At 68.5% G+C, this 23,300-nt stretch carries 20 protein-coding genes and 1 tRNA gene; 18 read left to right on the top strand and 3 right to left on the bottom strand.

Going from position 1 to position 23,300, the window contains the following annotated elements:
* Positions 1–5: 5 nt before the first annotated feature.
* Positions 6–845 (bottom strand): phosphatase PAP2 family protein, encoded by an 840-nt coding sequence (locus R5H29_RS03140; protein WP_021204632.1) that lies wholly within the window; start codon positions 843–845, stop codon positions 6–8.
* Positions 846–1,107: 262 nt separating this feature from the next.
* Between R5H29_RS03140 and R5H29_RS03135 the strand changes: the two genes are divergently transcribed.
* Both R5H29_RS03135 and R5H29_RS03130 read left to right on the top strand, forming a co-directional pair.
* Positions 1,108–1,986 carry a hypothetical protein gene (locus tag R5H29_RS03135; RefSeq protein ID WP_058983200.1) on the top strand — a complete coding sequence of 293 codons (879 nt, stop codon included), beginning with the start codon at positions 1,108–1,110 and terminating at the stop codon, positions 1,984–1,986.
* Positions 1,987–1,997: 11 nt separating this feature from the next.
* Positions 1,998–3,200: a DUF4785 domain-containing protein gene (locus tag R5H29_RS03130; RefSeq protein ID WP_332328723.1), complete on the top strand. Its 1,203-nt coding sequence runs from the start codon at positions 1,998–2,000 to the stop codon at positions 3,198–3,200.
* Between the two features lie 128 nt (positions 3,201–3,328).
* Here the strand turns inward: R5H29_RS03130 and R5H29_RS03125 are convergent, their stop codons facing one another.
* A complete protein-coding gene (locus tag R5H29_RS03125; protein WP_227844187.1) occupies positions 3,329–4,114 on the bottom strand; it encodes an ABC transporter ATP-binding protein in 786 nt (261 codons plus the stop codon).
* A gap of 187 nt (positions 4,115–4,301) precedes the next feature.
* On the opposite strand from R5H29_RS03125, the gene R5H29_RS03120 reads away from it, so the two are divergent.
* The 9 genes from R5H29_RS03120 (at position 4,302) to selD (ending at position 14,425) form a co-directional block, all read left to right on the top strand.
* Positions 4,302–5,504, top strand: a complete 1,203-nt coding sequence (locus tag R5H29_RS03120) for an acyl-CoA desaturase (protein WP_171953204.1) — start codon at positions 4,302–4,304, stop codon at positions 5,502–5,504.
* The gene (locus tag R5H29_RS03115) at positions 5,501–5,833 is read left to right on the top strand and encodes an EF-hand domain-containing protein (RefSeq protein ID WP_155028744.1); all 333 of its coding nucleotides are present in this window, start codon (positions 5,501–5,503) and stop codon (positions 5,831–5,833) included. Before R5H29_RS03120 ends, R5H29_RS03115 begins: the two co-directional genes overlap by 4 nt.
* A gap of 19 nt (positions 5,834–5,852) precedes the next feature.
* On the top strand, positions 5,853–6,665 hold the full coding sequence (mutM, locus tag R5H29_RS03110) for a bifunctional DNA-formamidopyrimidine glycosylase/DNA-(apurinic or apyrimidinic site) lyase (protein ID WP_332328722.1): 813 nt from the start codon (positions 5,853–5,855) through the stop codon (positions 6,663–6,665).
* Positions 6,666–6,770: 105 nt separating this feature from the next.
* The gene (locus tag R5H29_RS03105) at positions 6,771–8,375 is read left to right on the top strand and encodes a glucan biosynthesis protein D (protein WP_332328721.1); all 1,605 of its coding nucleotides are present in this window, start codon (positions 6,771–6,773) and stop codon (positions 8,373–8,375) included.
* Between the two features lie 483 nt (positions 8,376–8,858).
* Positions 8,859–9,842, top strand: a complete 984-nt coding sequence (fdhE, locus tag R5H29_RS03100; RefSeq protein WP_332328720.1) for a formate dehydrogenase accessory protein FdhE — start codon at positions 8,859–8,861, stop codon at positions 9,840–9,842.
* A 4-nt stretch (positions 9,843–9,846) separates the two neighbouring features.
* Entirely contained in the window at positions 9,847–11,271 is a 1,425-nt protein-coding gene (gene selA, locus R5H29_RS03095; protein WP_332328719.1) for an L-seryl-tRNA(Sec) selenium transferase, read from the top strand.
* On the top strand, positions 11,268–13,199 hold the full coding sequence (selB, locus tag R5H29_RS03090) for a selenocysteine-specific translation elongation factor (protein WP_332328718.1): 1,932 nt from the start codon (positions 11,268–11,270) through the stop codon (positions 13,197–13,199). Before selA ends, selB begins: the two co-directional genes overlap by 4 nt.
* Before the next feature lie 24 nt (positions 13,200–13,223).
* Positions 13,224–13,319: transfer RNA gene (locus R5H29_RS03085), tRNA-Sec, on the top strand.
* Between the two features lie 26 nt (positions 13,320–13,345).
* On the top strand, positions 13,346–14,425 hold the full coding sequence (gene selD / locus R5H29_RS03080; protein ID WP_332328717.1) for a selenide, water dikinase SelD: 1,080 nt from the start codon (positions 13,346–13,348) through the stop codon (positions 14,423–14,425).
* Between the two features lie 57 nt (positions 14,426–14,482).
* Here selD and R5H29_RS03075 read toward each other — a convergent pair whose 3' ends face one another.
* On the bottom strand, positions 14,483–15,343 hold the full coding sequence (locus tag R5H29_RS03075; protein ID WP_021203951.1) for a YicC/YloC family endoribonuclease: 861 nt from the start codon (positions 15,341–15,343) through the stop codon (positions 14,483–14,485).
* Between the two features lie 124 nt (positions 15,344–15,467).
* Between R5H29_RS03075 and rph the strand changes: the two genes are divergently transcribed.
* From rph to pepQ, 7 genes are all read left to right on the top strand, one after another.
* Positions 15,468–16,193, top strand: coding sequence for a ribonuclease PH (rph, locus tag R5H29_RS03070; RefSeq protein ID WP_049426699.1), 726 nt, complete (start codon positions 15,468–15,470; stop codon positions 16,191–16,193).
* On the top strand, positions 16,190–16,579 hold the full coding sequence (locus R5H29_RS03065; RefSeq protein ID WP_005414366.1) for a VOC family protein: 390 nt from the start codon (positions 16,190–16,192) through the stop codon (positions 16,577–16,579). Before rph ends, R5H29_RS03065 begins: the two co-directional genes overlap by 4 nt.
* On the top strand, positions 16,576–17,172 hold the full coding sequence (gene rdgB, locus R5H29_RS03060) for an RdgB/HAM1 family non-canonical purine NTP pyrophosphatase (RefSeq protein WP_005410891.1): 597 nt from the start codon (positions 16,576–16,578) through the stop codon (positions 17,170–17,172). Before R5H29_RS03065 ends, rdgB begins: the two co-directional genes overlap by 4 nt.
* A 56-nt stretch (positions 17,173–17,228) precedes the next feature.
* A complete protein-coding gene (gene hemW / locus R5H29_RS03055; RefSeq protein WP_134735213.1) occupies positions 17,229–18,455 on the top strand; it encodes a radical SAM family heme chaperone HemW in 1,227 nt (408 codons plus the stop codon).
* Positions 18,456–18,650: 195 nt separating this feature from the next.
* A complete protein-coding gene (locus tag R5H29_RS03050; protein WP_332328716.1) occupies positions 18,651–20,930 on the top strand; it encodes a DUF1631 family protein in 2,280 nt (759 codons plus the stop codon).
* A complete protein-coding gene (locus tag R5H29_RS03045; protein WP_021203954.1) occupies positions 20,927–21,301 on the top strand; it encodes a PilZ domain-containing protein in 375 nt (124 codons plus the stop codon). Before R5H29_RS03050 ends, R5H29_RS03045 begins: the two co-directional genes overlap by 4 nt.
* Positions 21,302–21,376: 75 nt before the next feature.
* Entirely contained in the window at positions 21,377–22,708 is a 1,332-nt protein-coding gene (gene pepQ / locus R5H29_RS03040) for a Xaa-Pro dipeptidase (protein ID WP_332328715.1), read from the top strand.
* Positions 22,709–23,300: the final 592 nt, after the last annotated feature.

Below are 23,300 nucleotides of genomic sequence, written 5' to 3'. Positions count from 1 at the left end.
GTGGCCTACAGCGCGCTCTGCGGGCGCACCTTCAGCACCGCATTCTCGGTGGCGCAGTCGCGGCTGGAGTGCAGGCCGGCCTTGCGCGCCGCTTCGATCTCCTTGCGTGCGGCCAGCAGGTCCTTGTTGAAGGCCGCGTTGTCGTGCAGGCGGGCCACGGCGGCGGCACCCATGAAGCGGCCTTCGAGGATGTCGCTCTGCCAATGCACGTTGCACACCAGGCGGCTCTCGCCGTAGTTGCGGCCGCGGGCCTGGATGGCATCGGCGCGGTCCGGCGCGATCTCCGACAGGATCAGTGCCCAGGCCCAGCCGATCGAGGTGTGGCCGGACGGGTACGAGCCGTTCTTGCGCAGGCCGTCTTCGTCCTTCGGCGAGCAGGTCGGTTCACCGTTGACCATGAACGGACGCGGGCGCTGGTAGTGGTTCTTGGCCGCCTTGGTCGCCGCACTGGCGTCGATCCGGCTGCGCTCCAGCAGGCGATACAGCGCCGGGGTCTTCACCGCATCGACGTCGATGTCGGCGGCGCAGGAGAAGTGGTTGGCGCCTTCGGGGAAACCGAGTTCCGCATCGACGCCGGCCTGGGCGAAGCGCGGGCTGCCACGCAGCGCGCGGGCCTCACGGCTGACCTGCTCGTCCAGGGCGAACGCGGCCGAACCGGCCACCGGTGGTGCCGGTACCAGGTCGAGGCTGGCCGGAACCGCGCTCTTGTCCAGATAACCCACCGCCTTGGTGGTGATGTTGGCTTCGACGGCGGTCGGCTTGGCGGCGGTGGCGGCACAACCGGCCAGGGCAGCGGCCACGGCAAGGCCGAGCAGCGGGCGGGCAGGGTGGGAGATCAGCGACATGGACGGGCTCCGGAGAAAGAACATCGCGTCATGATCGCAGTCCCAGTGCGGCACCGCAGTGGCCATCGGTCATACGGCCAGAACCGGCATGGTCATCGAAACAAGATGAAAAACGTCATCAAGTGACGCCAGTCTCCTGAATCCGGGCGCAGCGCACGGACTTTCACGCGCCCGCGCCGTGAGCATCGGCACATCGGCAGGCACCAGAGGCCGTCCAGTTCCAGCCGGGTCGGGGGGATCCGAAGACAGAGGGAGAGACGCGATGCGCAGCACCGCAACAGGAAGTACCGTCCTGGCCCTGCTCCTGGGGCTTGCAACAGCGCCGGCGCAGGCCGCCGACGTGGTCGGCGTGGCCTTCGTGCATGGCACCGGCGCGCAGACCAACGCCACCCAGGACTACTGGCAGCCGACCATCATCGACACCGTGCGCCAGGGCCTGCCCAACAGCAGCAATTACGTGGTCATCAACTGCGATTTCACCCAGTACATGTGGAAACCGGAGGCGGCCGGCTGCCTGGCCAACCAGCTGACCCGTTTCATCGACAGCCGTGGCATCACCCAGCTGGTGGTGATCACCCACTCCAACGGCGGCAACGTGGTGCGCTGGATCCTGTCCAACCCGACCTACGACAGCCGCTATCCGAAGATCATCCGCACGGTGCGCAAGGTCACCGCGCTGGCGCCGTCTTCGGCGGGCACGCCGCTGGCCGATGCGGTGCTCAACGGCAATACCTTCGAAACCTCGCTGGGCTGGCTGCTGGGCTACAAGAACGACGCGGTGCGCCAGCAGCAGGTGGCGAGCATGGCCACCTACAACGCGCAGAACCTCTACGGCACCGCAGGCCGTCCCGCCCTGCCCAAGCCGTTCCGTGCGGTGGTCGGCAGCGACGTGGAATCGGCGGTATGGGACAGCAACAGCTACTGCGGTGGCTACGCCGCCAATGTCGGCCTGGAGTTCACCCAGAACTGGCTGTCCTCCTGCTCCGATGGCTTCCTGGAGTGCAGCAGCCAGAAGGCCGCCGGCACCACCTGGTTCACCGACACGCAGCGCACCCAGGGGGCAGAGCCGCTCAGCCACAACCAGAGCCGCCGCGAGTGCTTCGGCCTCGGCACCCTGCTGCGCAACGACCTGACCCAGTGAGGGAGACGACCATGACGATTCATTCCACCCTGCTGGCCAGTGCGGTGCTGGCAGTCCTGTCCCTTTCCGCCGCGCAGGCCGCGCAGCCTCTGCAGGCGGCCCGCGTGGGCGACCAGGTGCCTGCGGCGCTGGTTGCCGCGCCATTGCCGGCCGATGACAGCGAACGTGCACCGCTGTCCTTCGCCTGGGCGTTGGACCCGGCACAACCGCTGCAGGCGGCCACGCCGTATGCCTCGGTCAGCCGCAGCTACTGGCAGCAGGTCGATGGCTCGCAGCTGCAACGCGGCCTGGACCTGCCGCTGACGGCGCCCGATGCGGTGATCCAGCTGAGCCCGGCCGCAGGTGCCCGCGCGCTGCCTGCCAACACCCTGCAGATGCGCGACCCGGCTGGCCGCAGCAGCGTGGCCCGCAGTGTCGATGCGCGCGCGCTGCAGGATGCCGGCATGCCGGTGAGTGATGGCAGCAGCATGCTGCGCACCGGCGCGACCAGTTCGGCCGGTGCGTACACGCTGCAGAGCACGCAGGCGCAGGGCCGCTATGTGGTGCAGGTGCTTGAGCCGAACAGCCCGCTGCGGCTGGAAGTGCAGGCCAACCAGGCGCAGGTGCTGGCCGGTGGCAACGTGCAGCTGCAGGCACGCTTGCTGGAAGACGGCGCCACCACCGCGCAGCTGGCCTCGCGCCGTGGCAGCCTGGGCGGTGAAGCCCTGCTGGTCGCACCGGATGGCCGCAGCTGGCCGCAGCGGTTGCTGCGCACCACTGATGGCAGCCTGCGCGCGCAGGTGCGGATCCCGGCCGACGTCGGCACCGTGCAGGGGCTGTGGGAACTGCAGGTGTTCGCCCAGGCCGATGGCGTGCTGCGCGATGGCAAGGTGGCCTTCGCGGTGGCACGGCCCACTGCTCGCTTCAGTGGCCAGGCGGCACCCGACCCGGCCAGCCGCCAGGTCGCGCTGCCGCTGCAGGTGGCCGCCGCCGGTCGCTACGAGGCGCGTGGCACGTTGTATGCCACCGGCCGCGATGGCCAGCTGAAGCCGGTTGCACAGGCGCACGCGGCGGCGTGGTTCGATGGCCCGGGCGCAGGCCAGCTGGTGCTGCCGTTCGACCAGGCCGCGTTGCCGGCCGGTTTTGGCGCACCGTACGAGCTGCGCGACCTGCAGCTGCAGGACCAGAGCCGGATGGCACCGATCGAGTCGCGCGCGCTGGCGTTGAGGTTCTGAGCAAGGGTGCAGCGGGCCGGGTTCCGGCCCGCTGCACCGTTTTCTGTAGAGCCGAGCCTATGCTCGGCTGCCGTTCCCCGCGGCCAGAAGCAGCCGAGCATAGGCTCGGCTCTACAGTGGCATGTCGATTATCCCGCGTACGCGGTCAGCCGGCCTTCCTGCTCGCATACCGTGATCGCGCCACCGAACACCGCCGACAGCGGTTCGTTGCGCAGCAGCTCGGCGCGGGTACCGTCAGCCAGTACGCGGCCGTCACGCAGCAGCACCACGCGTTCGATCTCGGGAATGATCTCTTCGATGTGGTGGGTCACCAGCACCAAGGTGATGCCCTGCTGGGCCAGCACGCGCATGGTCGCCACCAGCTGCTCGCGGGCGACCAGGTCCAGCCCGGTGGAGGGTTCGTCCAGCAGCAGCGCCTGCGGCCGGTTGACCAGCGCGCGCGCGATCAGCACGCGGCGCGTTTCGCCGGCCGACAGCTCGGCGTAGGCACGTTCACGCAGGGACAGCGCGCCGGTCATCGCCAGTGTCTCGCCGACACGGGCGCGCATGTCGGCGGTCACCTCGCGGAAGGCCGGCACCACGTAGCTGGCGAAGAAGCCGGACAGCACCGCCTGTTCCACGGTCAGGCCGGGCATGTCGGCCAGGTTGCTGCTGAGGTCGCCGGTGACGATGCCCAGCTGCGAGCGCAGCCGGTCCACCTGCCAGCGGTTCTGGCCCAGCACCTTCACCGCCACCGTGCCGTCGCCCTGCGCCAGTGGATACAGTTCGCGGGTGATCAGCTTGATGAAGGTCGATTTGCCACAGCCGTTGGGGCCGAGCAGGGCGGTGTGCTGGCCCTGCGCGATGCGCAGGCTGAGCCCATGAAGCACCTTCACCTGGCCACGCACCACGGTGGCGCGGTCCAGTTCGATCAAGGGGGGCAGCTCCGCGACGGGCGGGGCGGCGGAAATGCGGCTGGCGCGTGGATCAAGGCTCGACAACTCAGGTCCCCAACTGTGAACGGTGCCACGGATGGCGATGCGATACATCGCCGCAGGGATGCAGTTTGCAACGCAAGCGCCCATCATGTCTGCCATCCCCGCGTGGATCCGGAGAGCCGTCATGCCTGATGCCCTGATGTCCCTGTTGACTGGTGGTGTTCTCGGCCTGGGGTGGTGGGCCATGCTGGCCGTGCTGCTGGTCTTCACCCAGATCACCATCTTCTCGGTGACCCTGTACCTGCACCGCAGCCAGGCCCATCGCGGGGTCGATTTCCACCCGGCGCTGGCCCACCTGTTCCGCTTCTGGCTGTGGTTGACCACCTCGATGATCACCCGCGAGTGGGTGGCCATCCACCGCAAGCACCACGCCAAGGTGGAGACCGAGGACGACCCGCACAGCCCGGTTACCCGCGGCATCGGCACGGTGTTCTGGCATGGCGTGGAGCTGTATCGGGAAGCGCGTGGCATGCGCGCGGACATTGAGCAGTACGGGCGCGGCACCCCGGACGATGCGATCGAGCGCCACCTGTACACTCCGCACGCCACGCTGGGCCCGGTGCTGCTGCTGGCAATCAACAGCGTGCTGTTCGGCCTGCCCGGCGTGGCCCTGTGGGCGATCCAGATGGCATGGATCCCGTTCTGGGCGGCCGGCGTGGTCAACGGCCTGGGCCACTGGTGGGGCTACCGCAACTACGAGTCTGCCGATACCTCCACCAATCTCACGCCGTGGGGGTTCTGGATCGGTGGCGAGGAGCTGCACAACAACCACCATGCCTTCCCCAGCTCGGCGCGCTTCGCGATGCGGCGCTGGGAATTCGACATCGGCTGGAGTGCGATCCGCCTGCTGCAGGCGCTGCGACTGGCCAGGGTGCTGCGGGTGGCACCGGCCATGGACGTACGCCCGAACATCGCCGTGCCCGATGCCGAGACCCTTAAGGCGCTGCTGTCGCACCGCTTCCAGGCGATGACCGACTACCAGCGCAACGTGTTCATGCCGGCCCTGCGCGAGGAAGCCGCGCAGGCCGGGGCCAAACTGCGTCGCCTGCTGCCGCGCCGGCTGCGCCGCGGTCTGGTCAACGATGGCCGCTGGCTGAAGCCGGACAGCCGTGCCCAGCTGAGCGCCTGGGTGGCACAGCGCCCGCGCATCCGCACCCTGGTCGAGTACCGCGCGCGGTTGGCGGCACTGCTGGAGGCGCGCGGCCACGATGCTGCCGAGCGCCTGCATCAGCTGCAGGCGTGGTGCCGCGAGGCCGAGGGAAGCGGTATCGCGGCGTTGCAGGCCTACGCCGCACGCTTGAAGGGCTACAGCCTGGTGGGCGCGTGAGGGCAGGGTACGGGCTTCTGCTGGCGGCACTGCTGCCGGGCGCGGCGCTGGCCCAGGTCACCGACACCGCCAGCTATCTGCAGCGGATGGACCGCGATGGCGACGGCAGGGTCAGCGAGGCCGAGTACGTGCAGTGGATGCTGTATGCCTTCGACCGCATGGACCGCAACGGTGATGGTGTGCTGACGGCCGAGGAGCTGCCCGGTGGCAAGGGCAGGACGATCAGTCGCGAGCAGCAGCGGCAGGTGATCGTGCAGCGCTTTCATAAGCAGGATGCCAATAGTGATGGCTTCCTCGACGCCCGTGAGCTGTCCGCGCCGCCGCGTTGAGCGGGCGTAGAATCACCCCATGCCCGAACTGCCCGAAGTCGAAACCACCCGCCGCGGCCTGGCGCCGCACCTGCAGGGCCGTCGCGTGCATGGCGTGATCCTGCGCCGCGCCGACCTGCGCTGGCCGATTCCACCGGAAGTGGCCGAGCTGATGCCGGGGCAGCGCATCGAGGACATCCGCCGGCGCGCCAAATACCTGCTGCTGGATACCGCCGTCGGCAGCGCGGTGCTGCACCTGGGCATGTCCGGCAGCCTGCGCGTGCTGCCCGGCGATACCCCGTTGCGCACGCACGACCACGTCGACATCAGCCTGGACAACGGCCGCCTGCTGCGGTTCAACGATCCGCGCCGCTTCGGCAGCCTGCTCTGGCAGCCGGCCGGCGAGGTCCACCCGCTGCTGCAGGGGCTGGGTCCGGAGCCGCTGGACGAGGCCTTCGACGGCGACTACCTGTTCGCCCGCAGCCGGGGCCGCAGTGCGCCGGTGAAGACCTTCCTGATGGACCAGGCGGTGGTGGTGGGCGTCGGCAACATCTATGCCGCCGAGAGCCTGTTCAAGGCCGGTATCAGTCCGTTGCGCGAGGCAGGAAAGATCTCGCGAGAACGCTACCAGCGGCTGGCCGACGCGGTGAAGGAGATCCTGGGCTACGCCATCACCCGCGGCGGCACCACCCTGCGCGATTTCATCAGCCCCGACGGTGCGCCGGGCTACTTCGAGCAGGAGCTGCTGGTGTACGGCCGCGACGGGCTGCCGTGCCCGAACTGCGGGCGCGCGCTGAAGCACGCCACCATCGGCCAGCGCGCCAGCGTCTGGTGCAACCACTGCCAGCGCTGAGCCGGGCGGCCAGCGGCAGCTGAACGGGCAGGAGACGTCTCCGCTGCCCGTTAACGTTTGTCTGCCTATCATGGCCGACCTTCCCTCTGTGCCTGACGCGCCTGCATGCAACGACGCGACTTCATCCGCAATGCCTCCCTAGCCCTGGCTGCATTCGGCCTGCCGTCCCTGCCCGCGTGCGCGGCCAGCAGGAGCGGCCAGATGGGCCTGCGCCGCCTCGGCCAGCCGCAGCCGTTCGACTTCGCCACCCTGAAAGGCCAGGCGCGCGCGTTGGCGCAGGCGCCCTACAAGAGCCACAAGCGGGTGCTGCCGGGTCGCCTGGAAGGGTTGGACTGGGACCAGTACCAGTCGATCGGTTACCGCCAGGACCATGCGCTGTGGGCTGACCAGCCCGGCAGGTTCCAGGCCAAGTTCTTCCATCTGGGCCTGTACTTCCATTCGCCGGTGCGCATGTTCGACGTGGTCGACGGCAAGGCGCAGGAGCTGGCCTATGACGGCGCGGCATTCAACTACGGCAAGAGCGGCATCAAGGACGGCGAGCTGCCGGCCGACCTGGGGTTCGCCGGTTTCCGCTTGAACACCCGCAAGGACACCGACCGCGATTTCGCCGCCTTCCTCGGCGCCAGTTACTTCCGCGCGGTCGGCAAGGAGGGGCAGTACGGCCAGTCCGCGCGTGGCCTGGCGATCGATACCGGCATGGGCAAGCCGGAGGAATTCCCGGATTTCATCGCCTACTACCTGGAACAGCCGTCGGCTGATTCGGACACGATCGTGGTCTACGGCCTGCTGGATTCGCCCAGCGTGGCCGGTGCCTATCGCTTCGCGATCACCAACGGTGACGTGCTGCTGATGGACATCGACAGCGCGCTGTACCCGCGCAAGGCGATCGAGCGGTTGGGCATCGCGCCGTGCACCAGCATGTACCAGGTGGGCGAGAACGACCGCCGCATGGGCTGGGACTGGCGCCCGGAGATCCACGATACCGACGGCCTGTCGCTGTGGACCGGTGCCGGCGAATGGATCTGGCGCCCGCTGCTGAACCCGCGCAACCTGCGCTTCAACATGTTCGTGGACCGCAACCCGCGCGGCTTCGGCCTGCTGCAGCGCGACCGCAACTTCGACCACTATCAGGATGACGGCGTGTTCTACGAGAAGCGGCCGTGCCTGTGGGTGGAGCCGAAGGGCGAATGGGGCGAGGGCTCGGTGCAGCTGGTGGAGATCCCCACCGTGGACGAGACCTTCGACAACATCGTGGCGTTCTGGAATCCCAAGGAAAAGCCGCAGCCGGGCCAGGAGCTGCTGGTCGGTTACCGCCTGTACTGGGGCGCCGAGCCGCCGACACGGCCGCCGATGGCGCACTGCGTGGCCAGCCGCACCGGCCTGGGCGGTGTGGTCGGCAAGAAGCGCGAGTACTTCAGCTGGCGCTTCGCGGTGGACTTCGAAGGTGGCGAACTGGCCAGGCTGATCGACAAGGGCGAGGTCGAGGCGGTGGTGGAAGCCAGCCGGGGCCGGGTCGAGATCGTGTCGGCGCGGCCGCTGCGCGAGATCAACGGCTACCGCGCGATGTTCGACCTGGTGCCGCCGGAAGGCAGTACCGAGCAGATCGACATCCGCCTGTTCCTGCGCAGTGGTGGTAAGACCCTCACCGAGACCTGGCTGTACCAGTACACCCCGCCGCCGGCCGGAGCGCCGGAGCGCACGCTGTACTAAGAGGGGGTTGGGTTTGCAGGGCTTGCAGCCCTGCACCCGCTTCAAGCCAAGGCAACGTCAAATGCGTGCATTCCGTGGGATGGCGGGGTGGGTCCGGTTGCGGGGGACGCTGCAAGTATGTCCCTGTAAGCTCGGTCGCCGCTTGCTCGTGTGCGCTGTCCTGCGCACACGGCAAGACCGGGGTTGGGCGTCCTGCCCAACCCGCCCGAAGCATGCCTCGGGCCCATGCGGCTCACGCCCCCGCAACCGGCCCCACCCCGCCCTCGACAGTTGGCCGCGATCTGTCGGTGGGTGCCGACCGTTGGTCGGCACTGATCGAATCCCGACCAACGCTCGGGATCCACTTTCAACCAACCGATGGGGTCAGATCCGTTTTCCTGTGGAAAACGGATCTGACCCCAACCTTTCAAATGGCCGGCAACACGCTGGACGCCAGCGCTGACAACGGCGAGGATGGAGCCTGGTTCTTCTGGCTGGCCCTGCATGGCGCAACGCATCCTTGAACCCGGTGAGATCGAGACACTGGCCTCGCGCGATGTTCCGCGCATCATCCTGCCCGATGTCGCTTCCCTGTTCGCCGAGCGCGCGACACGCCTGCGCAGCCTGGCCGCGCACAGTGCCATCGGCGGTTACCTGCAGCTGCTGGCGGCGTTGGCAGATGCACAGCAGGCACTGCTGGACGAACTGACACCACAGCAACGCGAAGCGCTGCAATCGCAGGCACGTGCGCAGCAGTCGAGTGCGGCGGCCGGTGCCGGCATGCCGTTGCGGCCGGCCAACTCGCTTCAGCTGGATGGATGCTGGCGCGACTGGCTGCGCACGCTGTGCCAGCACTGTGCCGACGAAATGGGGCTGCCGCTGGAAACCCGACAGGAGCTGCAACGCGTCGCGGCTGCCGATGACGCCTGGCTGGATGCGCAGGCGCACGCGGTGCTGGAGCGTGATGACGCGCCATCGGTGGATGCGGTCGCTGCACTGCTGGTGATGACCGCACTGCAGGTTTACTGGGCGGTGCTCGCAGCCAGCTTCCGCCCTACCGACCTGAAGCCGCTGGCTGATGCGCCAGGGCTGTGCCCGCTGTGCGGCACGTTGCCGGTGACCAGCGTGGTGCAGGCACGCCCACCCTATGCATCTTACCGTTACCTGTCGTGCTCGCTGTGCGCCTGCCAGTGGCACTACGTGCGCGTGCAGTGCAGCCAGTGTGGTGCCGCCGGCAAGGACATCGCCTATCGCGCCCTGGCCGACGTGGATGGCGACAGCGGCGAGGCGGTGCGCGAGAGCGCGGTACGCGCCGAGACCTGCGACCACTGCCACGGCTATCGCAAGATCCTGTATCTGGAAAAGGAACCGTCACTGGAGCCGGTGGCCGATGACCTCGGCACGCTGGCGCTGGATCTGCTGCTGGCCGAGGAAGGCTATGCGCGTGCCAGCCAGAATCCTCTGCTGTGGCAATCCGACGGCGATTGAGGCGATGACAGCCATGCCCCCCGCCCCGGCATCGGCCGCCGCCCTGCCCTCGCTGGACCGGGTGCTGCGCCTGCCTGCACTGGCGCCACTGATCGAAGGCCACGGTCGAAGCCGCATCACCCAGCTGCTGCGTTCGCACCTGCAGGTGCTGCGCGACCGTATCAGCACCGGTCAGTTGTCGACCGCGCAGCTGCAGGAAGCGGTCGACGGCCCGGCGCTGGCGACGGCAGTCGAGGCCGCACTGGCAGCTGATGCACGGCTGGACCTGCAACCGATGTTCAACCTGACCGGCACCGTACTGCATACCAACCTGGGTCGCGCATTGCTGCCCGAGGCTGCGGTGCAGGCCGTCACCCGCGCGACGACCGCGCCGGTGGATCTGGAGTTCGACGTCATCCGTGGCCGTCGCGGCGACCGCGATGCGCGGGTGCAGGCATTGATCTGCGAACTGACCGGCGCCGAAGCCGCCACCGTGGTCAACAACAATGCGGCGGCGGTCCTGCTGCTGCTCAACAGCCTGGCCAACCGCCGCGAGGTGGTGGTGTCGCGCGGCGAACTGGTGGAGATCGGCGGTGCCTTCCGCATCCCCGATGTGATGCGCAGCGCGGGCGCGCGGCTGCTGGAAGTGGGTACCACCAACCGTACCCATCCGGCCGACTTCACCAACGCCATCGGCGCGCGCACAGCGCTGCTGATGGAGGTGCATGCCAGCAACTACGCGATCACCGGATTCACTGCCAAGGTCGACACTGCGGCAATGGCTGTGATCGCGCACGAACATGGCCTGCCGCTGGTGGTGGACCTGGGCAGTGGCAGCCTGTGCGAGCTGGCGGCCTTCGGCCTGCCGCACGAGCCCACCGTGCAGGAAGCACTGGCGGCCGGCGCCGATCTGGTTTCGTTCAGTGGCGACAAACTGCTGGGCGGGCCCCAGGCCGGGATCATCGCCGGCCGCGCCGACCTGATTGCACGGATCAACCGCAACCCGCTGAAGCGGGCACTGCGCATGGAAAAGATGGGCCTGGCCGCACTGGAAGCGGTGCTGGCCCTGTACCGCGAACCCGAGCTGCTGGCACAGCGGCTGCCGACACTACGCACGCTCTCGCGCACGCAGGAGCATATCGATGCGCAGGCCCAGCGCCTGCTGCAGCCGATGCGTGCCTCGCTGGCGGCGGACTACACCCTCGAGCCTGCTTCGATGAACAGCCAGATCGGCAGCGGCGCCCAGCCACAGGCGCAGCTGGCCAGCGCCGGACTGCGCATTATCTGCGCGCGCCGTGGCGGACTGGATCGCTTGGCCAGGCATCTGCGTCAGCTGCCGCGCCCGGTGCTGTGCCGCATTGCCGATGACGCGTTGTGGCTGGACCTGCGCTGCCTGGAACCCGCCGACGAAGCGGCCTTCCTGGCCCAATGGAGCATGCTGCAGGCATGATCGTCGGCACCGCCGGGCATATCGACCATGGCAAGACCAGCCTGGTACGCGCACTGACCGGCATCGAAACCGATCGCCTGCGGGAAGAGCGTACGCGCGGCATATCGATCGAACTGGGCTACGCCTATGTCCCGGTGGAAAGCGGGGACGTCGAAGGTCCGGCCGCGACGCTGGGCTTCGTCGATGTGCCGGGCCATGAACGCTTCGTGCATACGATGGTGGCCGGCGCCACGGGTATCGACGTCGCCCTGCTGGTCATCGCTGCCGACGACGGCGTGATGCCACAGACCCGCGAGCATCTGGCCATCCTGCAACTGCTGGGCGTGAACCGCGGTGCGGTGGCGCTCACCAAGATCGACCGTGTGGATGCGGCGCGCCTGGCCCGGGTCGAGATCGAGGTCGCTGCCCTGCTGGCCGGCACGCCGCTGCAGGATTCCCCTGTGTTCACCTGCAACAGCACCGCACCCGACGATGCTGGCATCAACGCGCTGCGTACCCAGCTGCACGCTTGGGCGGCGGACGACGCCAGCACGCGCCAGGCCGAACTGCGCAGCGAGCTGTTCCGCATGCCGGTGGACCGCGTGTTCTCGCTGGCCGGCCACGGCACGCTGGTGACCGGCGCAGTGCACGGCGGCATCGCCGCGGTGGGTGAGCATCTGCAGCTGATGCCGGCCGCCACTGAAGTGCGCATACGCAGCATCCACGCGCAGAACCAGGCCAGTGACCACGCGATGGCCGGGCAGCGCTGCGCGCTGAACCTGGCGGCCATCGCCCGTGATGACATCCGCCGCGGTGACTGGATCGCCGACGCACGCGCACTGCTGGCCACCACCCGCGTTGATGTGCGGTTGCGGCTGTCCGCGTTGGCCGCACCGTTGCGCGACTGGGCACCGCTGCATATCCACTGGGGCACGATGCACCGGCAGGCCCATGTGGTGCTGCTGGAGAACCATGACCACGGTGATGGGCAGTTGGTGCAGCTGGTGTTCGATGCTCCGGTCTGTGCGATGTGTGGCGACCGCTTCATTGCCCGCGATTCAGCGGCCACCCACACGCTGGGCGGCGGCCTCGTGCTCGATCCGGACCCGCCACAGCGGCGCCGACGCAGTCCTGCACGGCTCGCATGGCTGGGAGCACTGGAGCAACTGGCCGCGGGTGCGGGAATCGGCCCACTGTTGCAGCAGGCGCCCTTCGGTGTTGCCATGGCCGCGCTGCAGCGCTACTGCCGGCGCGCCGCCGACCGGATCGTTCTTCCCGCAGGCGCACAGCGCGTCATCACCCGCGAAGACACGGTGGTCATCCTCGCCTCGCACTGGCAGCTGCTGCGCGAGCAGGTAGTCACCTCACTGCGCAGTTGGCATGAGCGACGCCCCGACGAACCCGGTGTCGACAGCGGCCGCCTGCAGCGCAGCACCCTGCCCTCGCTTGCAGCGAGCCTCTGGAATGCCCTGCTGCAGGAGCTACTGGACGACGGCAGTGTGCAACGCGTGGGTGCCTGGTGGCGCCTGCCCGGCCATGACCATGCGCCACCGGAACGCGAGCGTCTGCTGCTGGAACGCGTGCTGCCGCAACTGCACGCCGGTGGCTTCGATCCACCGTGGGTGCGCACCCTGTCCGCGGAGATCGGAATGGCCGAAGACGAGATCCGCGCCGTCCTGCGCCGCGCCACCGCACGTGGCGAGCTGTTCCAGGTGGTGCCGGACCTGTTCTATGCACCCGCACGCATTGCCGAACTCGCCGCGATCGTCGCGCAGCTGTCGCAGGCCAGCGGCGCGGTGGATGCGGCCGCTTTCCGCGATGCCATCGGCCTGGGCCGCAAGCGCAGCATCCAGATCTTGGAGTTCTTCAACCGCGTTGGCTACACTCGACGCGTCGGTGACCAGCATCGGCCGCGCGGCGACCTGCAGTGGAACGCAGCCCGCGACTGAGCCCACCGCTACCGCCGTACTTTCGGAAGGCATGCGCATCCGGGCATGCGGCTGGGCTTCAAACCCAGTAGGGGGCGTCGATCGTTCCCTGGTAGGTTCGACTCCTGCTGTCTTCCGCCATTCGTGTTTCCGCTGGAGATGTCGGCATGGCCACGCACGTGCAGTCCCCCGCCCCGTCAACGGCCGATGCCCCGCAACGACTGACGTCTCTCGCGCATGGCGGCGGCTGCGGCTGCAAGATCGCGCCGGGCGTGCTGAGCGAACTGCTGCGCGGCGTTCCAGCACTTCCGGCACCGGCCGAACTGCTGGTTGGCCGCGAGACCAGCGACGACGCCGCGGTGTACCGCCTCGATGATCGCCAGGCGATTGTCGCCACCACCGATTTCTTCATGCCGATCGTCGACGATCCGTTCGATTTCGGCCGCATCGCCGCCACCAACGCGTTGTCGGACCTGTACGCGATGGGCGCCCGGCCATTGTTCGCACTGGCCATCGTCGGCATGCCGATCAACGCGCTGCCGCAGGACACCATCCGCAGCATCCTGCAGGGCGGAGAACGCGCCTGCGCCGACGCCGGCATCGTGGTGGCCGGTGGTCACAGCATCGATTCGGTGGAACCCATCTACGGCCTGGCCGCGATCGGCGTGCTCGATCCGCAGCGGCTCAAGCGCAATGCCGATGCCCGCGCCGGCGATGTGCTGGTGCTGGGCAAGCCGCTGGGCGTGGGTGTGTATTCGTTAGCACTGAAGAAAGAAGTGCTGGATGCCGACGGCTACCGGCAGATGATCGCGTCGACCACCCGCCTGAACAGCGTGGGCGTGCCCCTGGCTGCGCTGGACGGCGTGCATGCCATGACCGACGTCACCGGCTTCGGCCTGCTCGGCCACCTGCTGGAAGTGTGCCGCGCCAGTGGTGTCGCTGCCGAGGTGGACAGTGCACAGGTGCCGCTGCTGCCGCAGGCGCTGGAGCTGCTGCAGCGTGGCTGCGTGACCGGCGCATCCAACCGCAACTGGGCCTCGTATGGTGCCGAGGTGCGTTTCGCCGATGGGTTGCCGGCACACTGGCAGCCGCTGCTGACCGACCCGCAGACCAGCGGCGGCCTGCTGGTGTCCTGTGCCCCGGAAGCGGTGGACGCGGTGCTGGCCTGTTTCCACGACGCAGGGCTCGTCCAGGCGGCCGTGGTGGGGCGGCTGGCCGAAGGAGCGCCGGGCGTCAGCGTGCGCTGATGCGCTGGAACGACAAGGGCGCCCGAAGGCGCCCCTGCTGTATCGCTGGATGCAACATCACTCGATGTTCTGCACCTGCTCGCGGATCTGGTCGATCAGCACCTTCAGCTCCACCGCGGCATTGGACGTGCGGCTGTCCACCGACTTCGAGCCCAGCGTGTTGGCTTCGCGGTTGAACTCCTGCAGCAGGAAGTCCAGGCGGCGGCCGACCGGCTCGCGCTGCTTGAGCACGCGGCGGATCTCGACGATATGGCTGCCGAGGCGGTCCAGCTCTTCATCCACGTCCAGCTTCTGCAGCCACAGCACCAGTTCCTGCTCGGCGCGGCCGGGGTCGACCGGGTGCGGCAGGTCGGCCAGGCGTGCGGCCAGCTTGCTGCGCTGGCCGTCGCGAATGGCCGGAATCAGCGTGCGCACTTCGGTGGCGATGCGTTCGATGCCGTCCACGCGCTCACTGATGGCCGCCGACAACTTGCCGCCTTCGCGCTCACGGGCCTCGACGAAACCTTCCAGCACCTGGTCCAGCAGGGCCAGTGCCTCGGCCTGGAGAGCGGCGGCATCGGTGGCCTCACCGCGGGTCACGCCCGGCAGTTGCAGCAGGTCGGTGAAGCTGACCTGGAGGTTGGGGAAATCGGAGGTCAGCCGGTGCGCAAGGCGACCCAGCTGGCCCAGCAGCGCCTCGTCCACCTGCAGGTTGGCCGCCGCTTCCGGCGCGCGCAGGCGCATCACCAGATCCAGCTTGCCACGGCTCAGGCGCGCGGCGATGCGCTCGCGCAGCTGCGGTTCCAGCGCCCGCAGCTCCTCGGGCAGGCGGGTGCCGACCTCCAGGAAGCGGTGGTTGACCGAGCGCAGCTCGCAGCCCAGCGTGCCCCACGGGGTGACCCGCTCGCCGCCGGCATAGGCGGTCATGCTTCGAATCATGGATTGTGTCCGGTGCGTGCAAAGGGGGAATGGTACCCTAGCGCCCTCACCAGAGCCCCCTTGCCCGCCCCGTGAAGGCCGCGGGCGTGGCGGCGTACTCCCTCGCCATTACGGAACCCGCACCATGTCCGATTCCCGCCCCAGCGGCCGCCAGCCCGACCAGCTCCGCCCGGTCGTCATCCAACGCGGCTTCACCCGCCACGCCGAAGGTTCGGTGCTGGTGTGCTTCGGTGAAACCCGTGTGCTGTGCACCGCCAGCGTCGAGAACCGCGTGCCGGGCTTCCTGCGCGGCAAGGGCGAAGGCTGGGTCACCGCCGAATACGGCATGCTGCCGCGCGCCACCCACACCCGCAGCGACCGTGAAGCGGCCCGTGGCAAGCAAGGTGGCCGCACGCTGGAGATCCAGCGCCTGATCGGCCGCAGCCTGCGCGCCTGCGTGGATCGCAACGCGCTGGGCGAGCGCACCATCACCCTCGACTGCGACGTGCTGCAGGCCGACGGTGGCACCCGCACCGCCGCCATCACCGGCGCCTACGTGGCGCTGGTCGATGCGGTGAACGTGCTGATGAAGCGTGGCGACATCAAGCGCAACCCGATCCTGGGCGCAGTGGCTGCCGTGTCGGTAGGCGTGTACCGCGGCACCCCGGTGCTGGACCTGGACTACGCCGAAGACAGCGACTGCGACACCGACATGAACGTGGTGATGAACGACGGTGGCGGCTTCATCGAGCTGCAGGGCACCGCCGAAGGCCACGCCTTCCGTCGCGATGAACTGGACGCGCTGCTGGGCTTGGCCGAGAAGGGCGTGGCCGAGCTGCTGGCCGCGCAGCAGGCGGCGCTGTCGGCATGAACCGCCGCATCGCCCTGACCACCCTGGTGGTGGCCGACTATGACGAAGCCATTGCCTGGTACACCGGCAAGCTCGGCTTCGCACTGTTGGAGGACATCGACCAGGGCCACAAGCGCTGGGTGGTGGTCGGCCCGACAGACGGCAGCGCCGCCGCCCTGCTGCTGGCCCGCGCCAGCGACGAGGAACAGCGCAGCCGCATCGGCAACCAGACCGGCGGCCGCGTCGGCTTCTTCCTCAACACCGACGACTTCCGCCGCGACCACGCGGCGATGGTCGCCGCCGGCGTCGAGTTCCTGGAAGCGCCGCGCGAAGAACCCTATGCAACGGTTGCGGTATTCCGCGATCTGTATGGCAACACCTGGGACCTGCTGGAGCCCCGTCAATGAAGAAACTGGTACTGGCCAGCCACAACGCCGGCAAGCTGGTGGAGATGCAGGAGATCCTTGCCGATCTGCCGCTGCAGATCACCTCGGCCGCCGAACTGGGCCTGGGCGATGTGGAAGAGACCGGCCTGACCTTCGTCGAGAACGCGCTGCTGAAGGCACGCGCGGCCTGCGAAGCGACCGGCCTGCCGGCGCTGGCCGATGATTCGGGCCTGATCGTCGATGCCCTCGGCGGTGCGCCGGGCCTGTACAGCGCACGCTATGCCGGCCACCCGACCAATGCTGCGGCCAACAATGCCAAGCTGCTGGACGCGATGGCCGACATTCCCGATGGCCAGCGCAGCGCCCGCTTCTATGCGGTGATCGTGCTGCTGCGCCACGCCACCGACCCGCAGCCGCTGATCTGCGAAGGCCGCTGGGAAGGCCAGATCATCCGCGAACTGCGCGGCACCAATGGTTTCGGCTACAACCCGGTATTCCTGGACACCACCCACGGCCTGACCGCCGCGGAAATGGAGCCGGCACTGAAGAACGCCATCAGCCACCGCGCCATTGCCCTGCAGCAGCTCAAGCAGCAACTGGCGACGCTGTACTGACGCCACCCGATCGACCCTGGGAAGCCGGCCAGCGGCCGGCACTACCGAAGAAGCCCATGCCGCACGCCCACGACCACTGCAACCACCTGCCCGGCGAAGCCTGCTCCGCCGACCACGACAACCCGCCGCGGCTGGTGCCGCCACCGCTGTCGTTGTACGTGCACCTGCCGTGGTGCGTGCGCAAATGCCCGTACTGCGATTTCAATTCGCACCAGGCCAAGGGCGAGCTGCCGTTCGACGCTTATATCGATGCGCTGCTGCGCGACCTCGACCAGGACCTGCCGCTGGTCTGGGGCCGGGTGGTGCACAGCGTGTTCTTCGGTGGCGGCACGCCCAGCCTGTTCCCGCCGGAGGCGATCGACCGCTTCCTGCAGCAGGCCAGCGCGCGCCTGCGCTTTGCCCCCAACGCCGAAATCACCCTGGAAACCAACCCGGGCACCGCCGAGCATGGCCGCTTCGACCGCTACCGCGCGGCCGGCGTCAACCGCCTCAGCTTCGGCATCCAGAGTTTCGACGATGCGATGCTCAAGCGCCTGGGCCGCATCCACGACAGTGGCGAAGCCGAGCGCGCGGTAAAGATGGCGCAGGACGCGGGCTACGACAACGTCAACATCGACCTGATGTATGCGCTGCCGGAACAGACCCTGGCCGGTGCCGAGGCCGACCTGGAACGCGCGTTCGCGCTGCAGCCGGCACACATCTCCCACTACCAGCTGACCCTGGAACCGAACACGGTGTTCTTCGCGCGGCCGCCGCAGGGCATTCCCGACGAAGACAACGCCTGGGACATGCAGGAACACTGCCAGGCATTGCTGGCACAGGCCGGTTTCGGCCAGTACGAGGTCAGCGCCTATGCGCGCCCCGGCCGGCAGAGCGCGCACAACCTGAACTACTGGCGCTTCGGCGACTACCTGGGCATCGGTGCCGGCGCGCACGGCAAGATCAGTTCCGGCGCCGAGGAGCATGTGCTGCGGCGTTGGAAGCTGAAGCACCCGCAGGCCTACCTGGACAGCGCCGGCACGCCCGCCTCGTTCGGCGGCGACGACGTGATCGCGCCGGAGCGCCTGCCGTTCGAATACATGCTCAACCTGCTGCGCCTGCACGAAGGTTTTGGCCTGCGCGATTTCGAGTCGCGCACGGGGCTGCCGCGCAGCGTGCTGGACGCTCCCCTGGCCGAGGCCGTGCAGCGCGGCTGGCTGGACATGACCGATGGCCATGTGCAGCCGACCGAGCTGGGCCGCCGATTCACCAACGATGTGGTGAGCCTGTTCCTGGAGGAGTGATCTTCGCTTGGCAGAGGGTAGTGCCGGCCACTGGCACTCCGGTAAAGACAGCGCTGCCGGCCAGCGGCCGGCAGTACCGCACATCAGGGCCATACCGGGCGGATGCGATTCCCGTTCAGCCTAAAGTAGCGCCGACTGCGGCCGACACGGTAGATTCACAAGATCGATCCGCGGGAATCCGGATACCGCCTGCCGATGTCAGCTGTCTTTTCCCTCACCTCCGCCGACAAAGCCCGGCTCGCCGCCAGCAACCTGCCACCGCGGGTGCGCGAGTTGTTGGGTGCGTTGATCGGCCTCTGCCGACAGACGCTGGCCGCGCCGCTGATCCTGACCGTCGAAGCGTTGGAGCAGACCCTGCTGCACGATGCCGATCGCGCACGCAATCCGCAGCAGCAGGCCGAGCTGATGGCCCAGCGTGGCCAGTTGCACGCCTTTTCCGGTCATTTCGCTGACCGCATGCTTGATGCCGTGGCCGATGCGCTGATACGGCTGCGCGAACCCACGGCCCACTTCAGCCCCGGTTCCACGCCACCGCCGCTGCCCGGCATGCTCGGGCTGTCGCTGGTCGATGAACATGAAGTGGACCGCGACCTGCTGCTGACCGAGATGGTGCGGCGGGAGACGCTGCGTTCGACCAACACGCTCAACTTGCTGGGCCAACGCCTGGGCGTACTGGCGGCAGCACCGGCCTTCGAGGCCGACACCCTGCCACTGGCACCGCAGGCACTGTGCGCCATGCTGCGCCGGATTGCCGAACAGGATTCGCTCACCGTCGACGTTCAGCTGGCGCTGTACCGCAGCTTCGAACGCCAGGTGCTGGAACGCCTGGGCGACATCCTCGACCGTGCCAATGCCCTGTTGGCCCAGCACGGCGTGCTGCCCGGCCTGGTCTACACCCCCTATCTGGCGCGTTCATCGAGCACCCGGCGGATCATCACCCAGTCGGTGGGCGGTGGTCGCGCCACGCAGCCCGCAAAGCGTGCCGCCGCGCCACTGACCGGCTGGAACGGATCGGCACCGGCCGGCTCCTGGTCCAGCCTGGTGCAGGACGCTTTCCAGGATGACAGCACAGCCGGCGCGGCCTCGCCGGGCCTGACCACCTCCACGGGCAGCGCGCTGCATGCGCTGCTGCAGCAGGCACGCCATGCCAGCGCAGCACCTGCGGATCGCGATGCAGTGCCGAGCGCGGCCGTGGATGCGGTTCTCGCACGCCTGCAGGCGCAGTCCAGCGCCGCCACCGGCGTAGCCGACCTGCAGGCGGCCGTGGTGGCGCAACTGCGCAGCGAGCATGGCACGCAGGCCCAGCTGGGCAGCCACGACCGCGACAGCCTCGACCTGCTGCGCATGCTGATGCAGCAGGTGCAACAGCAGCAGCGTCCCGATCCAGTGCCGGCCGCGCTGCTGGCGCGCCTGCAGGTACCCCTGGCACGCGCCGCCATGGCCGATCCGGGCTTCTTCGTGCGCGACGAACACCCCGCGCGCGAACTGCTCAACCAGATTGCCGAAGTCGGCGCCCACTGGCTGGGCGACGATGATGTCGACCCGCAGTTGCTGCAGCGCATGGCGCAGAGCGTGCAGGGCCTGCTGGGCCAGGATGCGCGGGCGCCGGAGGCCTTCGCCAGCGCGAACGAGGAAGTGCAGCAGCATCAGCGCGCCGCAGCGCATCGCGCCGAGCTGGCCGAGCGCCGCCATGTGGAAGCCGCCCGCGGCAAGGAGCGGCTGGAACTTGCCCGCCGCCAGGCCACCGCGCAGATCGACCAGTGCTGCGACGCGCAGTCGCCGCCGCGCTTCGTGCAGACCCTGCTGCGCCAGGCCTGGGCCGATGCACTGACCCTCACCCGCCTGCGCCATGGCGACGATTCACCGCAGTGGCAGGAACGACTGCAACAGACCGAGCGCATCGCTGCCATTACCGCCCAGGCCATCGATGCCCCCGGCGGCACCGATACCGCGCTGGAAGCGGACGTGGAGGCGGCCCTGCTGCAGGTCGGCTACCACGCCGAGGAAGCCGCCGCCGTCGCGCGCAGGCTGGCCACGCCCGGTGGCGAGGATGAAAGCACCTCGCGTACCGAGCTCAGCGCACGCCTGAAGGCACGTGCGCGCCTGGGCGAGCACGCTGGTACACCCACCGGCACCTCGCCTGCAACGCCTCGCAGCAGTGCCGAAGAAGCCGCCTACCAGCAACTGTCCACGCTCCCGTTCGGCAGCTGGTTCGACATCGATACCGGTGATGGCACGCTGCGACGCCAGCGCCTGTCCTGGTACAGCCTGCTGACCGGCCACGCCCTGTTCGTCAATCCGCGCGGGCAGAAGATCGCCGATACCGACCTTGATACGCTGGCCCGGCAGATCAGTGCCGGCCGCGCGCAGCTGGTCACCGAAGACAAGGGCCGGCTGGTCGACCGTGCCTGGGAAGCCAGCCTCGGTGCGCTGCGCGCACTGGCCACGGGCCGCGCACAGGAGACCCCCGCATGAAGGCCGTACCGCCGCAGGACACCCGCCGCGCGCCGCGCCGCCAGGTCTCGGACCTGGTGCCGGTCACCGACCAGATGCGCGAGTGCGTGGTTGGGCGCCTCGGCAATGTCTCCGAAACCGGCATGCTGATGCTGGCCAGCGTGCCGCTGCGCGAGGATGCGCTGTACCAGCTGCGCTTCCCGTTGCCACTGGGTGATGGCCGCCAGCAGGCCATCGACGTGGGCGTGCATCTGCTATGGAGCGAGCCCGCGCACGTACCAGGGCAGAGCTGGACCGGCTTCCGCTTCCTCACCCTGTCACGCGAGCATCGGCAGCTGCTGCGGCAGTGGGTGGGCGAGGACGGCGACGAGGGACCGGTTTCGACGGCCTGAGCGCCGGTTCCGGCACAGCGGTTTTTCGCGGTATGCGGCAGAATCTAGGACCGTTTTCCGTGTCGAGCCACCGCAATGATCCAGCAAGACCCCGGCGCCCTGTATTCCGACCACCTGGCCGTGCTGTGCCGACGTGCCGAACAGGCGCTGGCCCGCGGCGGCTTCGACCATCTGGTGGTGCCCAGCGGCACCCTGCACTACCAGGTGTTCGACGACCGCGATTACCCGTATGCGGTCAATCCTCAGTTCAAGGCCTGGTTGCCGCTGACCCGCGTGCCCAACAGCTGGATCGTGTTTACTCCGGGCAAGCGCCCGGCCGTGATCTTCCACCAGCCCTTCGACTACTGGCACGTGGTGCCGGACGCCCCCAGCGGCTGGTGGGTGGAGCACTTCGACATCCACATCATCCGCAAGCCGGACGAAGCACTGGCCCTGCTGCCGGCCGACCCGGCGCGCTGCGCGATCCTCGGCGAACCGCAGAGCGCGCTGGGCAACTACGTGCCGAACAACCCGGCGCCGGTGGTGAATTACCTGGAATGGCACCGCGGCAGCAAGACGCCGTATGAGATCGCGCTGATGCGCCAGGCGCAGGTGCTGGGCGTGCGTGGCCACCGCGCCGCCGAAGCCGCGTTCCGCAACGGCGCCGACGAGTTCAGCATCCACATGGCCTATTGCCAGGCCGTCGGCCAGGACGCCAACGAGCTGCCGTACGGCAACATCGTGGCGTTGAACGAACACGCCGCCGTGCTGCACTACACCGAGCTGGGTCGCAAGGCACCGCAACCGCTGCGCAGCTTCCTGATCGATGCCGGTGCCAGCGCGCACGGCTACGCCAGTGACATCACCCGCACCTACGCCGCCCAGGGCCACGCCGAATTCGCCGCGATGATCGCCGCCGTCGACGCCGCCCAGCAGCAGATGTGCGCGGCGGTGCGCCCGGGCTTCGACTACAAGCAGCTGCACGTGGACGCGCATCTTTCGCTGATGGGCGTGCTGAAGGACTTCGGCGTGATCAAGGTCTCGCCGCAGACCGCGCTGGAGACCGGCGTCAGCGCCGCGTTCTTCCCGCACGGCATCGGCCACCTGATCGGCCTGCAGGTGCACGACGTGGCCGGCTTCGCGGCCAGCGACGAAGGCGGCCGCATCGAACGCCCGGCCGGCCACCCGTACCTGCGCCTGACCCGCGTGCTGGAACCGGGCATGGTGGTGACCATCGAACCGGGCCTGTACTTCATCGACATGCTGTTGAACGAAGTGAAGGACGCCGGCCATGGTGATGCGATCAACTGGGACCGTGTGGACTTCTTCCGTCCGTATGGCGGCATCCGCATCGAAGACGAAGTGCTGTGCACTGAGGGCGAGGCGGACAACCTGACGCGGCCGGCGTTTGCGGCGGCCAACGGCTGAGCCCCTCGTGGTTGGTCGCTTGGAGCAAAAGCCGCGCTTTGCCGGGCGGGGTGGGTTTGCAGGACACGCCGTAAACCCATCCATGGGGGCTCGATGGCGCCATCCATGGCGCCAACGGTCCCTGCAAACCCACGCCGCCCGGCCTTTGACAGTTTCCTGCGTGCGTCCAACCACGGAAAAGAAAAAGAAAAGCAGAAGCGGGTCACTCGCTGCGCTCGCTCTGTGTCGACCAAGGTCGACACCTACCAACAGCCGCAATTGCCAGTAGATCCACGCCATGCGTGGATGATTCATTCGATGTCTGACAGATGTGCCGACCAACGGTCGGCACCCATTAACAGCCGCGTGAACCTGTCGAAGGCGGGGTACTGTGGGTTTGCGGGGTGTGAGCCGCATGGATGCGGCGACCAAGCCTACAAGGACGTACTTGCGGCGGCCCCGCAAACCCACAGTACCCCGCCATCCCACGGAATGCCCGCTGTTGCTGTTGCTGTTGCTGTTGAGGTTGCCGGCCAGCGGCCGGCACTACCGCGGGTGCAGGGCTGCAAGCCCTGCAGGACACCCCGTACCCCGCCCTCACCCCGTCGCTCTC

The sequence above is a fragment of the Stenotrophomonas sp. A3_2 genome (assembly GCF_036624925.1).
Lineage (GTDB): Bacteria > Pseudomonadota > Gammaproteobacteria > Xanthomonadales > Xanthomonadaceae > Stenotrophomonas > Stenotrophomonas hibiscicola.
Note: the sequence above shows the minus strand (reverse complement) of the source record. Positions and strands in the feature narration are given on the sequence as shown.

Coding starts and splice junctions, on each gene's coding strand:
- R5H29_RS03075 (WP_021203951.1), bottom strand. CDS start 15,343: ATGATTCGAAGCATGACCGCCTATGCCGGCGGCGAGCGGGTCACCCCG.
- selB (WP_332328718.1), top strand. CDS start 11,268: ATGATCGTCGGCACCGCCGGGCATATCGACCATGGCAAGACCAGCCTG.
- R5H29_RS03120 (WP_171953204.1), top strand. CDS start 4,302: ATGCCTGATGCCCTGATGTCCCTGTTGACTGGTGGTGTTCTCGGCCTG.
- R5H29_RS03130 (WP_332328723.1), top strand. CDS start 1,998: ATGACGATTCATTCCACCCTGCTGGCCAGTGCGGTGCTGGCAGTCCTG.
- pepQ (WP_332328715.1), top strand. CDS start 21,377: ATGATCCAGCAAGACCCCGGCGCCCTGTATTCCGACCACCTGGCCGTG.
- R5H29_RS03050 (WP_332328716.1), top strand. CDS start 18,651: ATGTCAGCTGTCTTTTCCCTCACCTCCGCCGACAAAGCCCGGCTCGCC.
- selA (WP_332328719.1), top strand. CDS start 9,847: ATGACAGCCATGCCCCCCGCCCCGGCATCGGCCGCCGCCCTGCCCTCG.
- R5H29_RS03045 (WP_021203954.1), top strand. CDS start 20,927: ATGAAGGCCGTACCGCCGCAGGACACCCGCCGCGCGCCGCGCCGCCAG.
- R5H29_RS03105 (WP_332328721.1), top strand. CDS start 6,771: ATGCAACGACGCGACTTCATCCGCAATGCCTCCCTAGCCCTGGCTGCA.
- mutM (WP_332328722.1), top strand. CDS start 5,853: ATGCCCGAACTGCCCGAAGTCGAAACCACCCGCCGCGGCCTGGCGCCG.
- R5H29_RS03140 (WP_021204632.1), bottom strand. CDS start 845: ATGTCGCTGATCTCCCACCCTGCCCGCCCGCTGCTCGGCCTTGCCGTG.
- R5H29_RS03065 (WP_005414366.1), top strand. CDS start 16,190: ATGAACCGCCGCATCGCCCTGACCACCCTGGTGGTGGCCGACTATGAC.
- rdgB (WP_005410891.1), top strand. CDS start 16,576: ATGAAGAAACTGGTACTGGCCAGCCACAACGCCGGCAAGCTGGTGGAG.
- fdhE (WP_332328720.1), top strand. CDS start 8,859: ATGGCGCAACGCATCCTTGAACCCGGTGAGATCGAGACACTGGCCTCG.
- R5H29_RS03135 (WP_058983200.1), top strand. CDS start 1,108: ATGCGCAGCACCGCAACAGGAAGTACCGTCCTGGCCCTGCTCCTGGGG.
- hemW (WP_134735213.1), top strand. CDS start 17,229: ATGCCGCACGCCCACGACCACTGCAACCACCTGCCCGGCGAAGCCTGC.
- rph (WP_049426699.1), top strand. CDS start 15,468: ATGTCCGATTCCCGCCCCAGCGGCCGCCAGCCCGACCAGCTCCGCCCG.
- selD (WP_332328717.1), top strand. CDS start 13,346: ATGGCCACGCACGTGCAGTCCCCCGCCCCGTCAACGGCCGATGCCCCG.